We start from the raw sequence: 19,226 nt of genomic DNA, 5'->3' as shown, positions 1-19,226 counted from the left end.
CGGGATTCCCTCAAGCAAAGCAGCTTGCGCAGCATCGCGATCGGCATGCAACGTCGTGTCGGAGCAAATCGCCTGCCCCGTCATCCCGGGGACAGTCCATCACACCTGCATGCGCCCAAGGGGATCCCGGCGTTCGCCGGGATGACGATCAACACCAGGGGTATTCGAGGTTCCCATGAGCAGCTACCGCCCGCCGGCCGGATCGCAGCGTCGCGAGCGTCGGGAAACCCCGCGCGACAGCGCCGCGCGGCGTATCGGCTCGATCCTGTGGCCGTCGTTCTTCGCCGCCGGCGTGGCGACGATGGTGTTCTTCGCCATCGTCGATCCGATCGAACTCGCACACATCACCTGGCCACGCTTCGAGATCTCGCGCCAGGCCGGCTACACGATCGGGTTCTTCATGTTCTGGCTGTGCACGGCTTCGGCCTGCCTGTTCACCGCGATCCTGATCTCGCCACCACCACTCGATGACCGGACCCCCACGCTGTGAATGATCGCCCGCCCGCGAAGGGACGCAGGCTCGACATCAAGGTCGTCGAGAGCAATTCGCTCTACGCCAAGGAACCGAAGGTCTACCCGCGCGAGATCGACGGACGCTTCCAGCGCCTGCGCACGGCGGCGGTGTTCTGGCTGCTTGGCATGTTCTATGTGTTCCCGTGGATCAACATCGGCGGTCAGCAGCTCGTGCTGTTCGATCTGCCGGCGCGCCGCTTCCACGTGTTCGGCCTGACCTTCTGGCCGCAGGATTTCTACCTGCTGACCCTGCTGCTGGTGATCGCCGCGCTGAGCCTGTTCTTCTTCACCGCACTGGCCGGCCGCCTGTGGTGCGGCTATGCGTGTCCGCAGACCGTATGGACCGAAGTGTTCCTGTGGATCGAGCGGCGCATCGAAGGCGACCGCAACGCGCGCATGAAGCTCGACGCCGCACCGTGGTCGGCGAACAAGGCCCGGCGCAAGATCACCAAGCAGGCTGTGTGGATCCTGTTTTCGCTGTGGACCGGTTTCACCTTCGTCGGCTTCTTCACCCCGATCCGTGAACTCGGCCCATCCCTGCTCGCCGGTACTGCCGGCGGCTGGGAATGGTTCTGGGTGTTGTTCTACGGTTTCGCCACCTACGGCAACGCCGGCATCCTGCGCGAACAGGTGTGCAAGTACATGTGCCCATACGCGCGCTTCCAGAGCGCAATGTTCGACCGCGACACGCTGGTGATCAGCTACGACGTGGCACGCGGCGAACCGAGGGGGCACCGGCGGCGGGCGAAGCCGGCGACCGCTGCAGGGACCGGGGAATCCGGGGTCGGGACTGGTCAAAGCGGCGCAGCCGCGCGATCCGGCGCGACAGCCATGTCCGATGCCGTTGCTCCCGCTTCGATCCATTCTCCATCCCGCACTCCCGATTCCCCCAATCTCGGCGACTGCATCGACTGTCTCGCCTGCGTGCAGGTGTGTCCGACCGGCATCGACATCCGTGACGGCCTGCAGATCGAATGCATCGCCTGCGCCGCCTGCATCGATGCCTGCGACGCCGTCATGGACAAGATGAACTACCCGCGCGGGCTGATCCGCTACACCACCGAGAACATGCTCGAAGGCAAGTCGGTCCGTGTGCTGCGACCGCGCACGCTGATCTACGCCGGCGTGCTCACCGCCTTCATCCTCGGTTTCGTGTGGAGCGTGGCCGCGCGCGCTCCGGTCATCGTCGAGGTGCTGCGCGACCGCAATGCGCTTTTCCGCACGATCGCGCACGGCGCGATCGAGAACAGCTACAACGTCAAGCTGGTCAACAAGACCGATGGTCCATTGCTGCTGTCGCTGCGTGCCAGCACCGACCTTCCCCTGCGCACGGTCGGGCGTGCCGAGGTCTCGCTGGCCTCGGGCGAGGTATTCTCGCTGCCGCTGACCCTGCGCGCCGACGCCGGGACGGTGAATGGCCATGCGCCAATCACGATCGAGGTGGTTGGCGCTGATGGTGAAGTGCTCGCCACCAGTTCGTCGCTGTTCTACGCCCCGGATCCGAAATGACTACCGTGCCTGCTCCCCGCTCCGCCTGGTACCGCGTTCCGGAGGTGTGGCTGATTTTCATCCTGCTCGGCGCGACAGTCGTCGGAACCTTCGTGATGATGGCGATGGCCTCGCGCCAGCCCGACACGCATCTCGTGGTGCCGAACGACGTGCCGCGGCCGAGCAAGATCCCACCGATCATGCCGGCCGATGCCAAGCCTGCGCCGGACGACGGCAGCGGCTGAGGAGCGTCCGCGCATGGCCACTGCGCCCACGATGCCGGCCGCCGACACGGACAACGCGGCGCAGGCCTGCGCCGTCGACGCGGCCTGCTTCCATTGCGGCGAGGCGATCCCGGCCGGCGTCGACATCGCGATCCGCCACGACGGCCGCACCCGGGCCGTGTGCTGCCACGGCTGCGCCGCCGCCGCGGAATGGATCGGCCGGCTCGGGCTCGGCGACTACTACCGCCTGCGCAGTGAACCCGCGCAGCGCAACGCGGCCGACACCGACTACACGGCCTGGGACCGCCCCGCACTCACACGCCTGCATGTGCGCCGGACGGCCGCGGACCGTGCCGAAGTGGTCGTGCTCGTCGACGGCCTGCGCTGCGCGGCCTGCGCCTGGCTGATCGAACGGGCGCTCGGAACACTCGCCGGCGTGCACGAAGTCGGCGTCAATGCCGCGGCACGTCGCGTTCAGCTCGGTTTCGATCCCTCGCGTGTGCAACTTTCGCAACTGCTCGATGCGCTTGCCCGGCTCGGCTATGCGCCACATCCGCTGACCGCCGAGGCACTCGACTCGTTGCGCCAACGCGAATCGCGCACGGCGCTGAAGCGCCTCGTCGTCGCCGGCCTCGGCGCGATGCAGGCGATGATGTACGCGGTGGCGCTGTATGCCGGCGTGTTCGAGGGCATCGACCCGGCGGTGCGCGACTTTTTCCGCTGGGTCGGCTTCCTCGTTGCTACGCCGGTGGTGCTGTATTCGGCACAGCCGTTCTTCACCGGTGCGCTGCGCGAATGGCGCGCGCGACGCCTGTCGATGGACACGCCGGTGGCGATAGCGATCGCCCCGATCTACGCCGCCAGCCTGTACGAGACGCTGCGCGGTGGCCACGAGATCTACTTCGACTCGGTCAGCATGTTCGTGTTCTTCCTGCTGATCGGGCGCACCCTCGAGATGCGCGCACGCCACCGCGCCGGCGATGTCGTCGACGCGCTCGCACGCCTGCAGCCGGCGCTGGCCGAACGCCGCGTGCGCAGCGGGGACGCGGCCGCCTTCGAGACCGTCGGCGTGCACGAACTCGAAGCCGGTGATCTGGTCCGCGTGGCCGCCGGGGCGACGATCCCGGCCGATGGCGTGCTTGCGGACGCAAGTTGCCGCATCGACGAATCGCTCCTCAGCGGCGAATCGAAACCCTTGCTGCGCCGGCGCGGCGAGGCCGTGGTCGCCGGCAGCCTCGCCCTCGACGGACCCGTGCTGGTGGAGGTGCAGCGCATCGGTGCCGACACAGTGCTCGCCGGCATCGTGCGCATGGTCACTCGCTCCGCCGGCGAACGTCCGCGCCTGGCGCGCATGGCCGATGCTCGCGCGGCGCGCTTCGTCGTGCGCGTGCTCGTGATCACCTCCCTGGTTGCCGTGGCGTGGCTGCATTTCGATCCGTCGCGTGCGTTTTCCGCCGCGCTGGCCGTGCTCGTGGTGAGCTGTCCGTGTGCCTTCGCCCTGGCCGTGCCAACTGCCTTGACGCGCGCGGTGGCCGTGCTCGCGCGGCGTGGCGTGCTCGTGGTCGAGGCCGATGCACTCGAGGCGCTGGCCACGGCCGACTGCTTCGTGTTCGACAAGACCGGCACGCTGACCGAACCGCGCCTCGACCGCACCCGAAGCCATGCCATGCGCGGCCAGCTCGACGACGCCCTGCGCATCGCTGCCGCACTCGAGCAAGCCAGCCAGCATCCGCTCGCACGCGCCATGCGCGCTGCTGCCGGCGACGACCTGCCGCTCGCCGGGAATTTGCGCGAAACCCCTGGTGCCGGCGTCGAGGGCGAAATCGGCGGCGTGTGCTACCGCTTCGGTCTCGCCACATTCTCGAAGCGCACGACCTCGACCGGCGCTGCCTGCGAGGACGACGCCACGCCCGCACTCGTGCTTGCCGACGATGCCGGCGAGATCGCGCGCTTCGCTGTCGACGAAGCACCACGCCCCGGTGCCGTGCAGATGCTCGCCGCGCTGCGCGAAGCCGGCATCGACACCGAGATCCTGAGCGGCGATGCCGCGCCGCGCGTCGCCGCGATGGCCGCACGCCTCGGTGTGGAGCGCTGGCAGGCCGGTGCGCGCCCCGCTGCCAAGCTGGCGCGCCTCGCCACACTGCGCGCCGAGGGTCGCCGCGTCGCCATGGTCGGGGACGGCGTCAACGATGCGCCGGTGCTGGCCGCTGCCGATGTCGCCCTCGCCATCGGCGACGGAGCCTCGCTCGCGCATGCGGCCAGCGGCATCCTGCTCGGCGGATCGCGCCTCGGCACGCTCGTCGAGGCGCGCGCGATCGCGCAACAGACGCAGCGCACGCTGCGCCAGAACCTCAACTGGGCGCTTGCCTACAACCTGTCCGTGGTACCGCTCGCCGCGCTTGGCTTCGTGCCGCCGTGGCTGGCCGCGATCGGCATGTCGGCGAGTTCGATCGTGGTCATCCTCAACTCGTTGCGCATCGGTCGCGGCACCGGCAACGTGATGGCAGCCGCTCCGGGCGAGGAGGCGACCACATGAACATCATCCTGCTGCTGATCCCGCTCAGCGTCATCCTGCTCGCGCTCGGCGTGTGGGCGTTCTTCTGGGCGGTCAACCACTCGCAGTTCGATGACCTCGACACGCCCTCACTGAGCCCATTGGCCGAAGACGACATCGTGGTGCCGGCAAAGGACGACGATCCGGCATGAGCAGGACACCCGCTGCGCCTCAACGCTCGTCATCCCGGCTTTCGCCTGGATGACGAGGAAACCGAAAGCTTCTTGAAGTCCGCATGAGCAACGCGATGACTCCCTTCGCCGCCTTCCTGCTCGGTCTGCTGGCCAGCGGCCATTGCGTGCTGATGTGCGGCGGCATCACCAGTGCGCTCGGCCTGGCCACGGCCAAGCGGGCCGACGGGCGGCCGCGACGCCTGTTGCTGCTTGGCTACCAGTTCGGGCGCATCTCCTCATACACCCTCGCCGGCTTGTTGATCGGCTCGGTCGGCGGCGCCTTCATCGCCTTGCTCGATGGCGAGGCGACGCGCCTGACGCTGCGCATCGCCACCGCCGCGGCACTCGCACTGGCCGCCCTGGTCATGCTCGGCGTGATCCGCGATCCGGGTGCCGGTCTCGGCCGCCACCTGTGGCCGAAACTCGCACCGCTCGGGCGGCGCCTGCTGCCGGTCGCCAGCCTGCCGCGCGCACTCGCCTTCGGTGCGATCTGGGGCTGGATGCCGTGCGGCTTCGTCTACACGATCCTGCTCGTCGCCGCGCTGACCGCGCAGCCGCTGCAGGCCGCGGCGACGATGGCCGCGTTCGGCCTCGGTACGCTGCCCGCGCTGTTCGCCGCCTCGTGGGCGGCACCGCGCTTCGCAGCGCTGGCCAACCGTGAGGGCCTGCGTCGTTCGGCCGGCGCACTGCTGCTCGCCAGCGCGCTCATCACCGCCATCGCGCCGTGGCTGCTCGGTCATGCACCGTGGCTGCACGGCTGGCTGCCGTTCGATTGCGCACCGGCCGAGCACGCACGGCATGGCTGAAATGGGTGCCGGCGAACCCCGGCACGATTCACGCTACCGCCAGACACGAAAACGGCCCCTTCGCGGGGCCGTTTTCGTGTCTGGCGGAGAGGGTGGGATTCGAACCCACGGTGCGCTTGCACGCACGCCTGATTTCGAGTCAGGTACATTCGACCACTCTGCCACCTCTCCATGAAGCGGTGGGCCGCGCATCATACGGATCGGCGTACGGACTGACAACCCGCCGAAGGCTCAGCGGGCAGCCGCAGCCCCGCAGAACTGCTGGTGGACCTGCAACGCTTCGGGCATCCATTGCTGAAGCTGGGCAATGCGCGTGCCTTCGGCGGGGTGGGTGGACATGAACTCGGGCGGCTTCTGGCGGCCGAGGGCGGCCATGCGCTCCCACAGCTTGGGCGCTTCGCGCGGGTCGTAACAGGCCGCAGCCGAGAGCAGCAGGCCGACCCGGTCGGCTTCGGATTCATGGCTGCGCGAGAACGGCAGCAGCAAGCCGTACTGTGCCCCGGCGCCGATCGCCGCCATGACCATCTGCCGCTGCTGCGGGTCCATCTCGCCGGTCGACATGCTCGCTGCGATCGAACCGATCTGCACGAGCTTCTGCTGCGCCATGCGCTCGCCGCCATGGCGCAGCAGCGCGTGGGCGATCTCGTGGCCCATGATCGCGGCCAGGCCATCGGAGTTCTGCGCAACCGGAAGGATGCCGGTATAGACGGCGATCTTGCCGCCCGGCAGGCAGAAGGCATTGACCTGGTCGGACTGGATCAGTGCGGCCTCCCACTGGAATGCGCTCCAGTCGGTGGTGGCCGGCACGCGGGCCGATTCGGCGAGGTACTGCTCGACCTTCGGCGCGACGGCCACCAGGCGCCCGGCGATGTCGACGACCAGTTGCGCGTTCGGCCCGTCGCGCACGACGCGCGACTGGCTGAGAATCTCCCGATACGACTGGAAGCCGAGCGCCGCCTCCTGCCGGGCGGTGGTATCGAGCAACTGATTGCGCCCGGTGAACGACGCTTCGTTGCTGTGGGAGAAGTAGTAGTAGGCGAAATAGGCGCCGAACAACAGGAGCGGCCACAGCTTGATGCCGCGACGCCGGCCCGGGTTCTGGCCCATGCTGGAAGGACGGTTGCCGAACGGACCCATGTTTCATTCCCTCCGATTTACCACGCGCACTTTAGCGTGATGCGTGGCGCGTGCACGCGTTGCCACGCATTTTTACCCCAGGCTCGAACATGCGCCCCGACTCCGCTGATCGCCGCCGAAACCGCGCACCACCCTGCGCCGGGCGAGCGTGGCGCGGGCGGTGACCGCGCTGGCTGGCGTCAAAGATCGCGCGCGACGCGGAAGCCGACCCGCGCGCTGCGTTCGCTGGCCGGCACGCCAAGTCGCCAGGCCGAACGCACCTGCTCCGGCGCACTGCCCCAGGAACCCCCGCGGATCACACGACGCGCGCAGCCGGGGTTGACCCAAGCGGTGCTGTCGCGCGGCGCACGCATGTAGTTGTCGTGCCAGCAGTCCTCGACCCATTCCGAGACATTGCCGTCGATGTCGTGCAGACCAAAGGGATTGGCCGGGAACGACTTGACCGGCGCCGGCCCCCAGTAACCGTCGTCGTAGTCCTTGAAAGCACGTCCCCAACTGCGCTTGCCCGGCGAACGGTCGCGATCGCCGGTGAGATTGGCGAGCACGCTCGCCGGTTCGCCGTCGCCCCACCAGTACGCGGTCTGCGTCCCCGCCCGCAGCGCGTACTCGTACTCGGCCTCGGTCGGCAGGCGATAGCGCTTGCCGGTGCGCTCGGTGAGCCAGTCGACATAGACGCGCGCGTCGTTCCACGACACGTTGAGCACCGGCAGGCGCTCACCAGCGCGAGTGCCCTTGTAGTCGCGCTCCCAGTCCATGCCGCGGCGTTCGATCATGCGGCCCGTGCTTTCCTCGTACATGCTGCCGCGGCCTTCGCGCTCGGCCTCGCTGCGATAGCGCACCGCGCGCGCGAACTCGCGGAACTGCGCGACCGTGACCTCGCTCTGGCCCAGTGCGAAGCCACGCGAGATCGCGACCTGGCGCTGCGGCTCCTCGTTGTCGCGATGCCCCTCCTCGTCGGCCGGCGACCCCATGACGAAACGCCCGGTCGGGATGACCACGACCGCCGGCGCCGAACCCGAGATGTCGAGGAAGCGATCGACGATGACCTGGCCTGGCGCGAAGTTCGCGTACAGGCGCGCGTTGCGCAGGCGCTGGTTGAACTCGTCGAGCCCGGCGAGATCGGGACTGATCTTCTGCGCAGTGCCGAGCAACTGCTCGGCGAGATCGGCATTGCCCGAATCGAGTGCCGAACGCGCCTGCGCGAGCACGCCTTCGGCGCGCTGGCGGCGGATGCCCTCGATCCGCGAGCGTGCGTCCTGCTGCGCCTGCGAACCGGGGCGGATGGCCGCCGCCTCGGCCAGGATCGAATCGGCTGCGGTGAAATCGTCCTGGGCTGCGGCATTCAAGGCACGGTCGAGGAAACCGCGCTCGATCTGGGCGAGCCCGTTGTCGGCGATGCGGTTGCCGGGATCGATCGCCAGCACCTTGCGATAGACGCCGAGCGCACTGCCCATGCCATCGCCGATGAGCCGTCCCTGCTTGAGCAGCTCGGCGGCCGTGGTCAGCAGCGGCATGACCTCGCGCAGCGTCTTCAGGCGCGCACGCAGCTGTTCGAGCTCGCGATCCGAATGCGGCAGTTCGGCGAACGCGGCCGCGAAGCGCTGTGCCGCCGCCTCGTCGCCGCGTTCGAGCGCGGCGATGGCCCAGTCGCGCATCGCCCCCCCCATGCGCTGCAAGCCGCCCAACGCCTGCGTGTTGTTGGGGTCCTTGGTGAGCACCTCGCGATACAACACGATCGCGCTGGCCTCGGGTGGATCGATCAGCTTGCCCTGTTCCTCGGCCGCGCGCGCGCGCGCGAGCAGGGCCGCGACCTCCTTGGTCACCGGCGCGGGCGGACCCATGGTGATCGCCTCGGCCAAGGTCGTGCCGACCACCGGCACCTCGTCAGGCTTGGTCTCCGCCGCGGCATGCTCGACCAGCCACGGCGGCGACATCGTCGTTGTCTGAGGGACATCACCGGCGACCTCATCCTTCGGCCCGCCCTGCAGGACATCCGGAAAGAAGCGGTACACCAGCGCGAACAGCAGCACCGCGATCCCGAGCGCGCCGCCGAGATTGCGTTGCTTGCTGACTGGATCGGTACCGGGCATGCAGGGCGCCTGGAGCGGAAATTACTGACAGCCGAGAGCCGGCACCTTAGGCTAGCCGGCTCGGCATCCGCAACCGCGCGGATGACACATCGACAAAGGAACCTGCCCTTGGCGGACTGGATAGACCGTACCGACTCCCTGCGCAACGTCCTCGCCAGCGACGGCGACACCGTCGGGCTCGATACCGAGTTCATGCGCGTCGACACCTTCGCGCCGAAGCTCGCCCTCGTCCAACTCGGGATCGGCACCACCATCGCCCTGATCGACCCGCTCGCCGACCTGGACCTGACACCGCTCGCCGCGCGACTGTCCGATCCGGGCACGACGTCGATCATGCACAGCGCCGGCGAAGACCTCGACGCACTCGCGCCGATCGTGCCAGCCGGGCTCGGCCGCCTGTTCGACACCCAGATCGCCGCCGCGTTCTGTGGGCTCGGCGCCGGCCTCGGCTATCAGAAGCTGGTATTCAGCCTGACCGGCATCGAAGTCGACAAGGGCGAAACCCGATCGGACTGGCTGCGCCGGCCGTTGTCGCCCACCCAGCTCGAATACGCCGCACAAGACGTCGCGCACCTGCCGTTCCTGCACGCGCGGCTCGCAGAACGCCTCGCCGAACGCGGCTACGCGGCCTGGCACGCCGAAGACTGCCAACGCCTGCTCGACCGGGCGCGCCGCCGCGAAATCGACCCCGAGCCACAACTCGCGTACCGCATGGCCGCCGACTGGCCGCGCGAACAGCAGGCCCGCCTGCGCCGCACCCTGCTCTGGCGCGAACACACCGCACGCGCACTCGACACGCCGCGCCCATGGCTCCTCGACGAGCAGCGCCTGATCGATTTCGCCCAGCGCCCGCCACTCGACCCCGGCGACCTGTACGAACGTGGCCGCGGCCTGCGCGCGCTGCGCAAGGCCGAACGCGCCGGCCTGTTCGATGCACTGGCCGCACCGATCGAAGACGCCGACCTCGAGTTCGCCACGATCCCGCCCGCCGCGAGCCCGCGTGAGCGCAAGGCAATCAGCGCACTCAAGGACATCGTCATCGCACGCGCTGCCGAACTTGACCTGCCCGACGGCCTGCTCTGCGCCCGCCGCCACCTCGAAGCCCTGTGGCTGACGCGCCAGTGGCCTGCTGCGCTCGATGGCTGGCGCCGCGAAATCCTGCACGATGCGCTGATGGCACGCCTGGCCGACGTTTGAGCCCCCACCCCGGCAGCAATGCGCCTCGGCTGCGCAAGCCCGAAACCGCGCCGTCACAGCGGACGCACGTCCGCCAGCGGCAAGGCTTCGGGACGCTGCGCACCGAAGCGGGCCGTGTTCGACCTGCGCGGCTTGGCGCACCACGCCGCGCTCGGCTATCATGCGCGCCCCGCACGGGCCGGCCCCCAGGCCAACCAGACCCGCGCTGGCAGATCACGGGGCGGTAGCTCAGCTGGGAGAGCGTCGCGTTCGCAATGCGAAGGTCGTGGGTTCGATCCCCATCCGCTCCACCACCGTTCCAAGGCCAACTCTGCTGAGTTGGCCTTTTTCTTTGCGGAATCGCCAGTATTCGCGGGGTTCCGGGCCGGGATGCGGCGGGTAAGGGCGTCCAGAACCACCCTGTTTTTCGGCATTCCCGCGCCAGCCCCGTCTCACATGCTCAAAAATGCGGTGGCTACGCTCGCCGTCACTGCGATGCAGGACAAGCACTTGCGCGCGGTAGTTCGTTCGGCACCGTGCCGACCGATGCGGCATCGAACCCGCCGAACAACGCCTCCTGCTCCTCCCACGACCACGGCAGTTCGTGGTTCTTCACCCACAGCAGGCTCGGCGTGCGCGGCTGCCGCCCCGCGAGGATGGCCTGCACCACGGTGGGCGCGAGGCGCGTCAAGCGCAGCAGTTCGTTGACCGTGGTCGGGTGCAGGCCTTCGCGCCGGGCAATGTCGGCGCCGCTTTCGACCACGCATTCATCCATCAGCCGCTGCCAGTGACAGGCTCGGCACAGCGCCACCAGCATCGGTGAATCGCAATTCGGAGCCTGCTCGGTGCTGTTCATCGGCACCACCAGCCTGCGCGCACCACGCCGCAGGAACTTGATCGGAATGACCGTCGTCAGGTTCGACCCACGGATGGCGTCGCCCGTCTGCTTGAAGTTCATGCCGCTTCCTCCAGTTCCCGCAGTTCCGCGCCGATGCTGCCAGGCCGAAGCTCCGTCGCCAGTTCCGCCCAGCCCGCGTCGTGCCAGACGATGGACACGGCTTCCGCGCTGACCACCACCTTCTTGATCAGCAACTGCGCGATGCGCTGCTGCTCCGCCGGATACAGCGCCTGCCACACCGCGCCGAGGTTACGCAGCAAGGCCAGCACCACCTCCGGTTCGTCGAGCTTCGCGCCGCAGGCCTGCGTCGCGTCCCACACGGACTGCACCATCTCCGGCGTGCGAAGCGCGGCGTGGATTTGCGCCAGCACCACCTCGTCCAGTTGCCCGGCGGGAATGCTCCCAAGAGCGTGGTGTTCGCCCAGGGCTCGCACGCGCCGTGGCACGTAGTAGGCGTAGCACCTGCCGGCGGAATTCGTGGTGAACGTGGTGTGCAGCGGTTCGCCCGCGTCGGTTTCCACCAAGCCAGCCAACAGGAACTCCGGCCCGCGCCGTGGCCGCGTGGCCGTCCCGTAGGCGCGCTGGTTCTCGGCGAAGACGGCCTGCACCGCGTTCCACAGCTCCGGTGCGATCAAGGCCTCGTGCTGTCCCGGATACACCTTGCCCTTGTTCTTGTGCGCGATCTCGCCCCGATACATCGGGTTGTTGAGCAGCTTGACCAGTGCGTTGCGCGTGAAGGCGCACCCCTTGCGGCTGGTGATGCCCTCGCGCCGCAGCCAGCGCACGACCTCCGTAGTGGAGCGCGTCTCGACGAACTTCTCGAAGATGCGGCGGACGGTGGCGGCTTCGACAGGCTCAATCAGCAGTTGCCGGTTCTCCACACGGTAGCCCAAGGGCACGACGCCGCCCATCCACATTCCCTTGGCTTTCGACGCCGCGAACTTGTCGCGGATGCGCTCGCCGGTGACCTCGCGTTCGAACTGCGCAAAGGACAGCAGGATGTTGAGCGTGAGCCTGCCCATCGAGGTCGTGGTGTTGAACTGCTGCGTGACGGACACGAAGGACACGCCGTGGCGGTCGAACACGTCCACCATCCGGGCGAAGTCGGCGAGACTGCGCGAGAGACGGTCGATCTTGTAGACCACGACCACATCGATGCGACGGGCCTCGATGTCGGCCAGCAATCGGCGCAGCGCCGGACGATCCATGTTGCCGCCGGAGTAGCCGGGGTCTTCGTAACCGTCGCCGACCGCGATCCAGCCTTCGGCGCGCTGGCTGACGATGAAGGCGTGACCTGCATCGCGCTGCGCGTCGATGGAATTGAATTCCTGATCGAGCCGTTCGTCACTGGACACGCGGCAGTAGACGGCGCATCGTTTCGGCGAAACCAGTGGCGTGGTGGGTGCGGGGTACTTCTTCATCGGCCACCATCCTCCACGCCGAAGAATCGCGGCCCCGACCAGTTGGTGCCGGTGATGCTGCGCGCGACGCCGGACAGGCTCTTGAACCGCTGGCCGTTGAATAGGTAGAAGCCATCGGACGCGACCGTGACGCGGAATTCCTGTCCCTCCCATTCGCGGATCAGCGTCGTGCCGGGCATCAACCGTTTGCCGAGACTGCGCTTGACGTTGCGGTCAGGCACGCGTCCGACCTTGATCTTGGAATGCCGCTCGCCGACATCGGCAAGGTGATCCTTGATCTTCTGCGGCAGGCCGCCCAGTTCCACTTCCTGCAAGCGGTGGGCGAGGCGTGCTTCGAGGGTGCGGCGCGTAACCTTCTGCGGGCGGCGCGGGAAATGCTCGTCCCACAGTTGCCACAGGCGTTCCATCGGCATCGTCGGCAGCGCCGCCAGACGTGCCGCCAATGTCGGTGCGGTGATCGTTGGATTCGACATCGTGAACTTCCGTTGTTGAGGGATGCGCATGAAGGCGCTGTGGCGGGCAGAAGCCAAGGTCAAACCGCGCTCTGTGGCTAGGCCGCCAATGGTGGGGTCAGGCCCACGGCGGTTTCCGTGTCGGTGCGGTAGCGGATGGCTTCGCCCGTGACCGGATGGCGCAGTACGCCGAACGTCACCTCGCCGCCGTTGCGCGTGGCCACGATGCAGGTGTCGTCCTGATGCGCCGGAAACACCCAGCCCCGGACACCATCGGGCAGCCGGGCGAATTCCTCGACGCTCTCCAGCAGGTAGGGCTTGCCGAGCGCATCGGCTTGCGCCTGTGCCCGCGCGATGGCGTCCGGCCCGTCGCCCACCTCGACGATGGGAATCCACAGCACGTCGTGACCGGCAGCGAACCAGCCGAGGACTTCGACTTCCATCGGCAAGCTGTCAGCGCCGATGGGCAGTAGCGAACAATCATTCATGGGATGACCTCCAGTTTCTTGAGGGCATCACGCGCCCGGCATCTCAGCGGCCAGCTTGGCGCGGGCGGCCTCGACGTAGTCCAGCGGAATGCTGATGGTGTATTCGTCCTCGCGCCGGCCGTAGCCGTTGACGGTGCAGATCGAAACGGCGGCGCGGGCGAAGGTGTCGAGCACATTCGGCAACTGCTCGTTGAGTTCGATCTCGGCGACCTCGGATTGGTGAAACTTGAATGCCCGCTCCGCTTCCCACAGTTGATTCGGGATCGCGGCAATGTCGGCATCGAGCGCTTGCACCTTGCCGGTGACGTTCTTCAGCGTGGTGCGGGCGATGCGCAGTTCGGTGTCGACCTTTGCCAGGGTCTCGGACATCGTGAAGTCGCCGTCGTCCGCAGCCATCGCTTCGCCTGCGGCCTGCGTTTCGGCGGCGATGCGTTGTTCCAGTTCGCCGATGCGCCTTTCGAGCTTGGCGACGGCCTTCACCGACTGCGCGCGTTCGGACTGAAGCACGCCGCGACGGTGACGCAGATCGATGATCGCGGCACGCGCTTGCTCCAGCTTGCCCGGCGCCGCGACGATGGCGTGCAGGCGATTGCATTCGCGCTCCAGTTCGGTGGCTTCGCGTTGCAGCTCGTTGACGCGCTGCCAAGCAGCATCGGCTTGGCGGCTCAGGCGGACTTCGCCGTCGGTCCACAGGTGGTGATTGCCGCGCGCCTCCATCTCGCGGCTGGCCTTGCGCTTGGCTTCGTACTCGGCCTGCGCCTCGGTGGCTTGTGCTTTCAGGGCGTCGAGCTTGTGCTGTGCTTCGGCGTACTCGGCCTTGATGCGCGCGAGGTAGCCGGACTTCTTGCTGAAGGGGTTGAGTTTCATGGTCGTGATCTCCTGATCAGGGTTGCGGGAAATGGATGGCGTCCAGACACTGGACGGGATGCAGGCCGGAGCTACCCACGGTGTTCTCCGTAGCGAATGCCGCTCTCGATGCCGGGCGGCGTGGCAGGGTTGATGGAGCGCATCTGCGCGATACGCCACAGCGCGCCGTCGCGCCCGTGGCCCAGATGACTGATGTCGATGCCCTTGGCGCGGTAAGCCGGAGCAATGCGCCGAAGCTGGTCGGCCAAGCCTTTCGGCGAGCGCGGCCAGGTGCTGCGGTCGGGGATGCCGAAGTTGCCGAGCAGGTCGTAGAGTTGCCCAGCCGTGCCCTGCCAGTTCAGCGGCGTCAGGCGCTCGGCGATGTATTTGTCGAGGGCCTGTGCGACGGCATTGCTCTCCAGAGCCCGGTCGATGCCCGCGCGCACCAGTTCGGCGTATTGGCGCTGGAACTCGCCCGCGTCGAATCCCAAGGCCTGCGCCACCGCTTCGCCCAGCCGTTCGAAGTCCGCCATGCGCTGCTTGCGCGCCAGCGTGACCGTGGGCAGGATCGCCAGCGCCGCAGCGAACAGGTCGAGCAGACCAGCAAACACGCGCGGCAGGTCGCGTTCCCAGCCCGCGTGCGTGTCGGCGTCGTCACGCCGGGCCTCGGCCGGAATGGTCGGCAGATCGACGTGGATCACGCGGTCGATCAGGTCTGGGCGCGTGGCGACGACGGCGATGCCGTTCAAGGCCACCGGGCGCTTGCATTCGAGGACGTGTTCCTCGCCATTGGTGTAAAGCTGCCGCGCCGCGAAGCCGCCGCCGGTCGAGAGCGTGCAGAGCGCGTCTTGCTGTTCCGGCGTCAGGCCAGAGAGGTTTTCGTAGGAGACGAGCCAGTTGTTCGCGGCGGCGACGAATACGTCCTCCACCGTCTTGGGCCGCCCGCGCAACATCACCTTGTTCGGATCGACCAGACTGCGCAGCACGGATTGCGTGGTGGACTTCGCCGAACCCTGTTCGCCGACCAGTTCCAACACCGGGAACGGGGTGTCGGGACGCCAGCAGTCCAGCAGCCACGCCAAGACCAGCACGCGGCGGTTCGGCGGGATATTGGTGTGGTGCCAGAGCAGGCCAATGTCGCCGCCAGCAACAGGCATCGGCAACGGCCGCATCGAGGGCGTGCGGGTGAACAGCACCGGGGATTCGGCAACCACGCGCCAGCCGCGTGGATTCACTTCGACCGCCCGCCAACACTCGTCGCACAGGTCGATGACGTAGCCGTCCTGCCAGCGGGCGGCGCGGACGTGGACTTCGACCGGCTCGCCGTCGTTGATGCCCGCCGCCGACAGGGTGGCGAGCGCCGCCTTCATCGTGGTGTCGGTGACACCAGCCTGCCGGGCGCGCCAGTAGGCGGCGCGCAACCAGTCCGCGAAACCGGAAGACTGCACGCGCCAGACCTCCCGACGGTTGGGCATCGGGACGACGGCCACAGCCTGCCGGTCGGCGTCGTGGTGCAACTGGCATTGCTCGCGCGCCAGTGACACCAGTTCGTCCAGCGCCGAGGATTCTTCGGCACCGTCCGATTCCCCGCGCAAGGCGGCGTCCAGTGCCGTGATGGAACAGGCGGGGTTGAGTTTCTTGGCCTGCTGACGAAGGCGCTGGTAGCTGGCGATGTCATGGGAGCGCAGGCCAGACAGCGCGGAGATCACCCCCGGCTCGAAGATGGCTCCGACATCTGCGGGCAGGCGGGCGAGCGCACCCTCGATGACGGCCAGTGCGTCAGGTGCGCTTTGACCGTCACGACCATCACCACCCTCACCGATGTGACGGTCGTGATGGTGGTGATGGTCGCCCCCTATTGCTGAGGTCGCCGGAAACGAAGGTGCCATGACCAGCACCCCGTCAGCGCGACTGGTCGATGAGCGCGCGGATGTCCTCGGCGCGCCAGACCGTGGTCTTGCTACCGAGCTTGACGCCCTTGGGGAATTTGCCTTCGCGGATGCCCGCCCACCACGCGGAGCGGCTGATCGGGATCAGGGAAAGAATCTGCGGCAACCGGAGAAAGCCGGTATCGGGCAGAAGCGGTCGGGAGAGTTTCATCGCGAGCATCCGTGGTCGTTTCGGGATGCTCGCTATTCAATGCCACGATTCGTCGTGGCGGTAGAACCGCTGCGCGCACAGGAATCACGCTGCGCGCAGCGTGACGGCTTCTATCTGGTGCCGCGCTGCCTGCGATCCTCGAATATCCAGTTCCTCACCGTGGCCGGAGATCGGAATACCTGCGCGCCGATGATCTTGGTCGCTGCATCGATGCTGCTGTATTTCCCGTTCCAATACAGTTCCAGCGCGCGGGTCTTGGCTTCGCGATTCGTGGCGTGCCGAATGTCGGCGGCCTTGCGCCCGCCTTGGGATTTGGCGCGCTTGACCTCGTGCGCCACATCGACGGGCGGCGTCAATCCCTCGCGCCACGCACGCTCGACGACCGCCTCCACCGACTCTACGTCCGGCAGCAAATCCGACAGCAACACGGCCTCCAACGCCTCCATCAACACGGCCGTCACGGACACACCGAGGACACCCGCCGATGGATCGCCCACGGCATCGATGACCACACCGAGCTTGTAGAGCGCCAGCACGCGGTAGCAGTCACGGAAGCCGAACGACGTGCCGTCCTCCAGCGCGACCACCTCGTGGTGTTCGATGGCCCGCATCAGCCAATCCAGATCGCGTTCGTCGTCGCGCGCCGCGTCCTCGTCCAATGCCGCAGCCTGCAGGATCGTCGCGTCGATCCACGCCAGCAATTCCTGCAACTGGTCGTCGTCGAAACGAACCAATTCCTCCTTCGCCAGCACGACGATGCGGATGGCATTCGGCAGCGCCAGCAATTGTTCCAGCGGCGTGCGCAGAGCCAGGGCGAGGAGTTCGGGATTCATCGCCGATCAGTCTACCGGCCAACGTCGTCCAACGCTGTCCGAGAACGGGCGCGGTCGTTGGCTGCGGTGCGATGCGGGCTTGGCGACCGCGCGCAGTCCGTTTTCGGCGAGCCGCAACAAAGGGCGGTGACCATCACCACCGTCACGACCATCACCGAATGGCGGCCGGCGTGACGATGGTGATGGTTGTGACGGTCACTCCTTATTGTTGTGGTCGGGCAGAACGAAGGTCGCCCGAGGCAAAACGGGTCCTTCCTGTGGAAGACGTAATACGGGGGGCGCGAGCGCAGGGCTTCGCTACTGTCAGGGTGCGAACCGAGGTTCGCACGGTTCGCAGGTTCGCACCCCCAGCGGGGTTTGCGGAACGGGGGGCCGAAAAACGGTGACGGCCGGAAACCCAGCAACGGCGCGGGGTTCGTGCCATTTCGACGCCCGATTACCTGGGATCAGTGAATGTACCGCCGCCAGCGCCGAAAGGGTATCCAGAAACTGGACACCCCGGCAGCGCAATCAGAAGATGGTCAGGCCGCTTCCTGCTCTTCGACGATCCCGCAGTGGATCACAAAGCCCGTGAGGTAAGGCAGCCCGCGCGGGATGCCGTAGTCCTTGCTGGTCTGGCGTCCAATCGTCCAGCCCATCCACGTCTGCGTGGCGGCGTCGATGGCGTCCTTGAGGGTCTTGCCGACGTAGAGGCCGTTTTGGACTTCGTCCGCGTAGTGGCGTCCGTAGCGGCTGTCGAGGAAGGCGCGGACGTTTTCGAAATCCTCGCCCGTGGCGTCGGCGACGGTGGCAATCGCCATCGGCCACGCGGTTGCGGCGTGCTCGTTCATCGTGCCCCAGAAGCCCCATGCTTCGTTGCGGGTGGCGGGGATGTTGGCGTTGCTCATGGCGTTCTCCGTGGTGGGTGGCGATGATGGAAGTAACGCGCTGACGGAGCCGGAAGCCAAGCTCTTTCTGGCCTCCGGCTCCATCCTCCTCAGGCCACGCGGTAGATGCGCTCGCCGGCGGGCTGCTTGTCGGATACCAACGTCAGGCCCAGCTTCCTCTTGAACGCCCCAGCGAACGCGCCGCGCACGGTGTGCGCCTGCCAGCCGGTGGCGTCGCAAATCTGCCGCACGGTCGCGCCTTCGGGGCGCTGGAGCATCCGCACGACCTCGGCCTGCTTGCTGTTCGCCCGCGTGCGCGGCGTGGCCCACGTTGCTTCGGCGGCGGCAACGGCGGCCTCCAGTTCCGCGTCGTTCGGCGCGGACGGTGCACCTTCGGCATTGGCGATGATCTGGTCGAGCTTGGCCTCGAACTTGCCGATGCGTTTCTTGCCGACGCCGGGGCGCGGGACGCCAAGTGCGTCGTAGCCTCCAGCGGCGACCAGCCACCGCTTTCCCACCTGCCGGATGAGATCGCGCTTGATGAGGCCTTCCAGCACCTTCTGGCGCGCGCCGCCTTTGATGTTGTCGGGGAACCATTCGATCCGGCCATCGGCGTGATCGAGGGCGTGGGCGAGGATGGCGTGTTGCGCCGGGGTCAACAGGACTGCGGTCATGGGATGCTCCTTCAAGGATTGTGATTGGGAGCACGATGAACGCGCTGTTCGGCGCGGAAGCCAAGCGGATTCCGATGCTCCAGCCAGCGCCATCAAAGTTCCCATGCCTGTATGCCAGCCTGATAAACTGCTGGTCATCTTCCATCCGCCCGACCATCCGAGATGAAGCGCTGCACCGTTGGCATCCGCCACCCCCAGGATCGGAGCCGTCCGGCCACTGGCCGGGGCCAGCCTTCGGTCTGGTTCCCGTCGATGTCAACGATGGCGGCGGTGCTGTCCGAGGACAACCGGGCGCTGCTGCGTCTGATTCGCGACCAGCGGCCCAAGTCTTTGACGGCGCTGGCGGCGCTCTCAGGGCGGCGCGTGCCCAACCTGTCGCGTTCGCTGCGGATGATGGAAGGCTACGGCCTGGTCAGGCTCAAGCGCGACGGGCATGGGGTGGAGCCGGTGGCGCTGGCGACCAGTTTCAAGATTTTGATCGACTGAA

At 67.5% G+C, this 19,226-nt stretch carries 20 protein-coding genes and 2 tRNA genes; 9 read left to right on the top strand and 13 right to left on the bottom strand.

The window, feature by feature from the left end:
• Positions 1 to 175 precede the first annotated feature (175 nt).
• The 6 genes from KF907_RS11040 to KF907_RS11015 all read left to right on the top strand — a co-directional run bounded on the left by KF907_RS11040 (position 176) and on the right by KF907_RS11015 (position 5,758).
• A complete protein-coding gene (locus tag KF907_RS11040) occupies positions 176 to 490 on the top strand; it encodes a hypothetical protein (protein ID WP_291220388.1) in 315 nt (104 codons plus the stop codon).
• Positions 487 to 2,022: an RdxA/RdxB/FixG family protein gene (locus tag KF907_RS11035; RefSeq protein WP_291220386.1), complete on the top strand. Its 1,536-nt coding sequence runs from the start codon at positions 487 to 489 to the stop codon at positions 2,020 to 2,022. The genes KF907_RS11040 and KF907_RS11035 overlap by 4 nt, the downstream gene beginning before the upstream one ends.
• A complete protein-coding gene (locus KF907_RS11030) occupies positions 2,019 to 2,246 on the top strand; it encodes a hypothetical protein (protein ID WP_291220384.1) in 228 nt (75 codons plus the stop codon). The genes KF907_RS11035 and KF907_RS11030 overlap by 4 nt, the downstream gene beginning before the upstream one ends.
• A 13-nt stretch (positions 2,247 to 2,259) precedes the next feature.
• Positions 2,260 to 4,761: a heavy metal translocating P-type ATPase gene (locus tag KF907_RS11025; protein WP_291220382.1), complete on the top strand. Its 2,502-nt coding sequence runs from the start codon at positions 2,260 to 2,262 to the stop codon at positions 4,759 to 4,761.
• Positions 4,758 to 4,931 carry a cbb3-type cytochrome oxidase assembly protein CcoS gene (gene ccoS / locus KF907_RS11020; RefSeq protein WP_291220380.1) on the top strand — a complete coding sequence of 58 codons (174 nt, stop codon included), beginning with the start codon at positions 4,758 to 4,760 and terminating at the stop codon, positions 4,929 to 4,931. The genes KF907_RS11025 and ccoS overlap by 4 nt, the downstream gene beginning before the upstream one ends.
• Positions 4,932 to 5,026: 95 nt before the next feature.
• Complete coding sequence (locus KF907_RS11015; protein WP_291220379.1) at positions 5,027 to 5,758, top strand: sulfite exporter TauE/SafE family protein; 732 nt, start codon at positions 5,027 to 5,029, stop codon at positions 5,756 to 5,758.
• An 81-nt stretch (positions 5,759 to 5,839) separates the two neighbouring features.
• Here the strand turns inward: KF907_RS11015 and KF907_RS11010 are convergent.
• From KF907_RS11010 to KF907_RS11000, 3 genes are all read right to left on the bottom strand, one after another.
• Positions 5,840 to 5,929: transfer RNA gene (locus KF907_RS11010), tRNA-Ser, on the bottom strand.
• Between the two features lie 60 nt (positions 5,930 to 5,989).
• Positions 5,990 to 6,895, bottom strand: coding sequence for a M48 family metallopeptidase (locus KF907_RS11005; RefSeq protein WP_291220378.1), 906 nt, complete (start codon positions 6,893 to 6,895; stop codon positions 5,990 to 5,992).
• Between the two features lie 179 nt (positions 6,896 to 7,074).
• The gene (locus tag KF907_RS11000; protein ID WP_291220377.1) at positions 7,075 to 8,985 is read right to left on the bottom strand and encodes an SUMF1/EgtB/PvdO family nonheme iron enzyme; all 1,911 of its coding nucleotides are present in this window, start codon (positions 8,983 to 8,985) and stop codon (positions 7,075 to 7,077) included.
• A gap of 108 nt (positions 8,986 to 9,093) precedes the next feature.
• Between KF907_RS11000 and KF907_RS10995 the strand changes: the two genes are divergently transcribed.
• Positions 9,094 to 10,182, top strand: coding sequence for a ribonuclease D (locus KF907_RS10995; RefSeq protein ID WP_291220376.1), 1,089 nt, complete (start codon positions 9,094 to 9,096; stop codon positions 10,180 to 10,182).
• A gap of 217 nt (positions 10,183 to 10,399) precedes the next feature.
• A tRNA-Ala gene (locus KF907_RS10990) sits at positions 10,400 to 10,475 on the top strand.
• Positions 10,476 to 10,648: 173 nt separating this feature from the next.
• Here the strand turns inward: KF907_RS10990 and KF907_RS10985 are convergent.
• The 10 genes from KF907_RS10985 to KF907_RS10940 form a co-directional block, all read right to left on the bottom strand.
• Positions 10,649 to 11,119, bottom strand: a complete 471-nt coding sequence (locus KF907_RS10985; protein ID WP_291220375.1) for a site-specific recombinase resolvase — start codon at positions 11,117 to 11,119, stop codon at positions 10,649 to 10,651.
• Positions 11,116 to 12,480, bottom strand: a complete 1,365-nt coding sequence (locus KF907_RS10980) for a recombinase family protein (RefSeq protein WP_291220374.1) — start codon at positions 12,478 to 12,480, stop codon at positions 11,116 to 11,118. The genes KF907_RS10985 and KF907_RS10980 overlap by 4 nt, the downstream gene beginning before the upstream one ends.
• The gene (locus KF907_RS10975) at positions 12,477 to 12,953 is read right to left on the bottom strand and encodes a DUF2924 domain-containing protein (RefSeq protein ID WP_291220372.1); all 477 of its coding nucleotides are present in this window, start codon (positions 12,951 to 12,953) and stop codon (positions 12,477 to 12,479) included. Before KF907_RS10975 ends, KF907_RS10980 begins: the two co-directional genes overlap by 4 nt.
• 77 nt (positions 12,954 to 13,030) lie before the next feature.
• Positions 13,031 to 13,375: a hypothetical protein gene (locus KF907_RS10970; RefSeq protein ID WP_291220370.1), complete on the bottom strand. Its 345-nt coding sequence runs from the start codon at positions 13,373 to 13,375 to the stop codon at positions 13,031 to 13,033.
• Between the two features lie 72 nt (positions 13,376 to 13,447).
• Positions 13,448 to 14,287, bottom strand: coding sequence for a hypothetical protein (locus KF907_RS10965; RefSeq protein ID WP_291220368.1), 840 nt, complete (start codon positions 14,285 to 14,287; stop codon positions 13,448 to 13,450).
• Positions 14,288 to 14,358: 71 nt separating this feature from the next.
• Positions 14,359 to 16,155: a hypothetical protein gene (locus KF907_RS10960; RefSeq protein WP_291220366.1), complete on the bottom strand. Its 1,797-nt coding sequence runs from the start codon at positions 16,153 to 16,155 to the stop codon at positions 14,359 to 14,361.
• A gap of 13 nt (positions 16,156 to 16,168) precedes the next feature.
• A complete protein-coding gene (locus tag KF907_RS10955; protein WP_291220364.1) occupies positions 16,169 to 16,375 on the bottom strand; it encodes a helix-turn-helix transcriptional regulator in 207 nt (68 codons plus the stop codon).
• Between the two features lie 101 nt (positions 16,376 to 16,476).
• Complete coding sequence (locus KF907_RS10950; protein WP_291220362.1) at positions 16,477 to 17,151, bottom strand: hypothetical protein; 675 nt, start codon at positions 17,149 to 17,151, stop codon at positions 16,477 to 16,479.
• Positions 17,152 to 17,720: 569 nt separating this feature from the next.
• A complete protein-coding gene (locus tag KF907_RS10945) occupies positions 17,721 to 18,086 on the bottom strand; it encodes a hypothetical protein (RefSeq protein WP_291220360.1) in 366 nt (121 codons plus the stop codon).
• Positions 18,087 to 18,175: 89 nt separating this feature from the next.
• Positions 18,176 to 18,739, bottom strand: coding sequence for a DUF3489 domain-containing protein (locus tag KF907_RS10940; RefSeq protein WP_291220359.1), 564 nt, complete (start codon positions 18,737 to 18,739; stop codon positions 18,176 to 18,178).
• A 162-nt stretch (positions 18,740 to 18,901) separates the two neighbouring features.
• On the opposite strand from KF907_RS10940, the gene KF907_RS10935 reads away from it, so the two are divergent.
• On the top strand, positions 18,902 to 19,225 hold the full coding sequence (locus KF907_RS10935) for an HVO_A0114 family putative DNA-binding protein (protein ID WP_472843865.1): 324 nt from the start codon (positions 18,902 to 18,904) through the stop codon (positions 19,223 to 19,225).
• The last annotated feature ends 1 nt before the right edge of the window (position 19,226 follow it).

Origin of the sequence: Dokdonella sp., from assembly GCF_019634775.1 — a bacterium.
Taxonomy (GTDB): Bacteria; Pseudomonadota; Gammaproteobacteria; order Xanthomonadales; family Rhodanobacteraceae; genus Dokdonella.
The sequence above is the reverse complement of the archived record's forward strand: the minus strand, read 5'-3'. Positions and strand labels throughout refer to the sequence as shown.

Coding starts and splice junctions, on each gene's coding strand:
- KF907_RS11040 (WP_291220388.1), top strand. CDS start 176: ATGAGCAGCTACCGCCCGCCGGCCGGATCGCAGCGTCGCGAGCGTCGG.
- KF907_RS11030 (WP_291220384.1), top strand. CDS start 2,019: ATGACTACCGTGCCTGCTCCCCGCTCCGCCTGGTACCGCGTTCCGGAG.
- KF907_RS11025 (WP_291220382.1), top strand. CDS start 2,260: ATGGCCACTGCGCCCACGATGCCGGCCGCCGACACGGACAACGCGGCG.
- ccoS (WP_291220380.1), top strand. CDS start 4,758: ATGAACATCATCCTGCTGCTGATCCCGCTCAGCGTCATCCTGCTCGCG.
- KF907_RS11015 (WP_291220379.1), top strand. CDS start 5,027: ATGACTCCCTTCGCCGCCTTCCTGCTCGGTCTGCTGGCCAGCGGCCAT.
- KF907_RS11005 (WP_291220378.1), bottom strand. CDS start 6,895: ATGGGTCCGTTCGGCAACCGTCCTTCCAGCATGGGCCAGAACCCGGGC.
- KF907_RS11000 (WP_291220377.1), bottom strand. CDS start 8,985: ATGCCCGGTACCGATCCAGTCAGCAAGCAACGCAATCTCGGCGGCGCG.
- KF907_RS10985 (WP_291220375.1), bottom strand. CDS start 11,119: ATGAACTTCAAGCAGACGGGCGACGCCATCCGTGGGTCGAACCTGACG.
- KF907_RS10980 (WP_291220374.1), bottom strand. CDS start 12,480: ATGAAGAAGTACCCCGCACCCACCACGCCACTGGTTTCGCCGAAACGA.
- KF907_RS10975 (WP_291220372.1), bottom strand. CDS start 12,953: ATGTCGAATCCAACGATCACCGCACCGACATTGGCGGCACGTCTGGCG.
- KF907_RS10970 (WP_291220370.1), bottom strand. CDS start 13,375: ATGGAAGTCGAAGTCCTCGGCTGGTTCGCTGCCGGTCACGACGTGCTG.
- KF907_RS10965 (WP_291220368.1), bottom strand. CDS start 14,287: ATGAAACTCAACCCCTTCAGCAAGAAGTCCGGCTACCTCGCGCGCATC.
- KF907_RS10960 (WP_291220366.1), bottom strand. CDS start 16,155: ATGGCACCTTCGTTTCCGGCGACCTCAGCAATAGGGGGCGACCATCAC.
- KF907_RS10955 (WP_291220364.1), bottom strand. CDS start 16,375: ATGCTCGCGATGAAACTCTCCCGACCGCTTCTGCCCGATACCGGCTTT.
- KF907_RS10945 (WP_291220360.1), bottom strand. CDS start 18,086: ATGAGCAACGCCAACATCCCCGCCACCCGCAACGAAGCATGGGGCTTC.
- KF907_RS10940 (WP_291220359.1), bottom strand. CDS start 18,739: ATGACCGCAGTCCTGTTGACCCCGGCGCAACACGCCATCCTCGCCCAC.
- KF907_RS10935 (WP_472843865.1), top strand. CDS start 18,902: ATGAAGCGCTGCACCGTTGGCATCCGCCACCCCCAGGATCGGAGCCGT.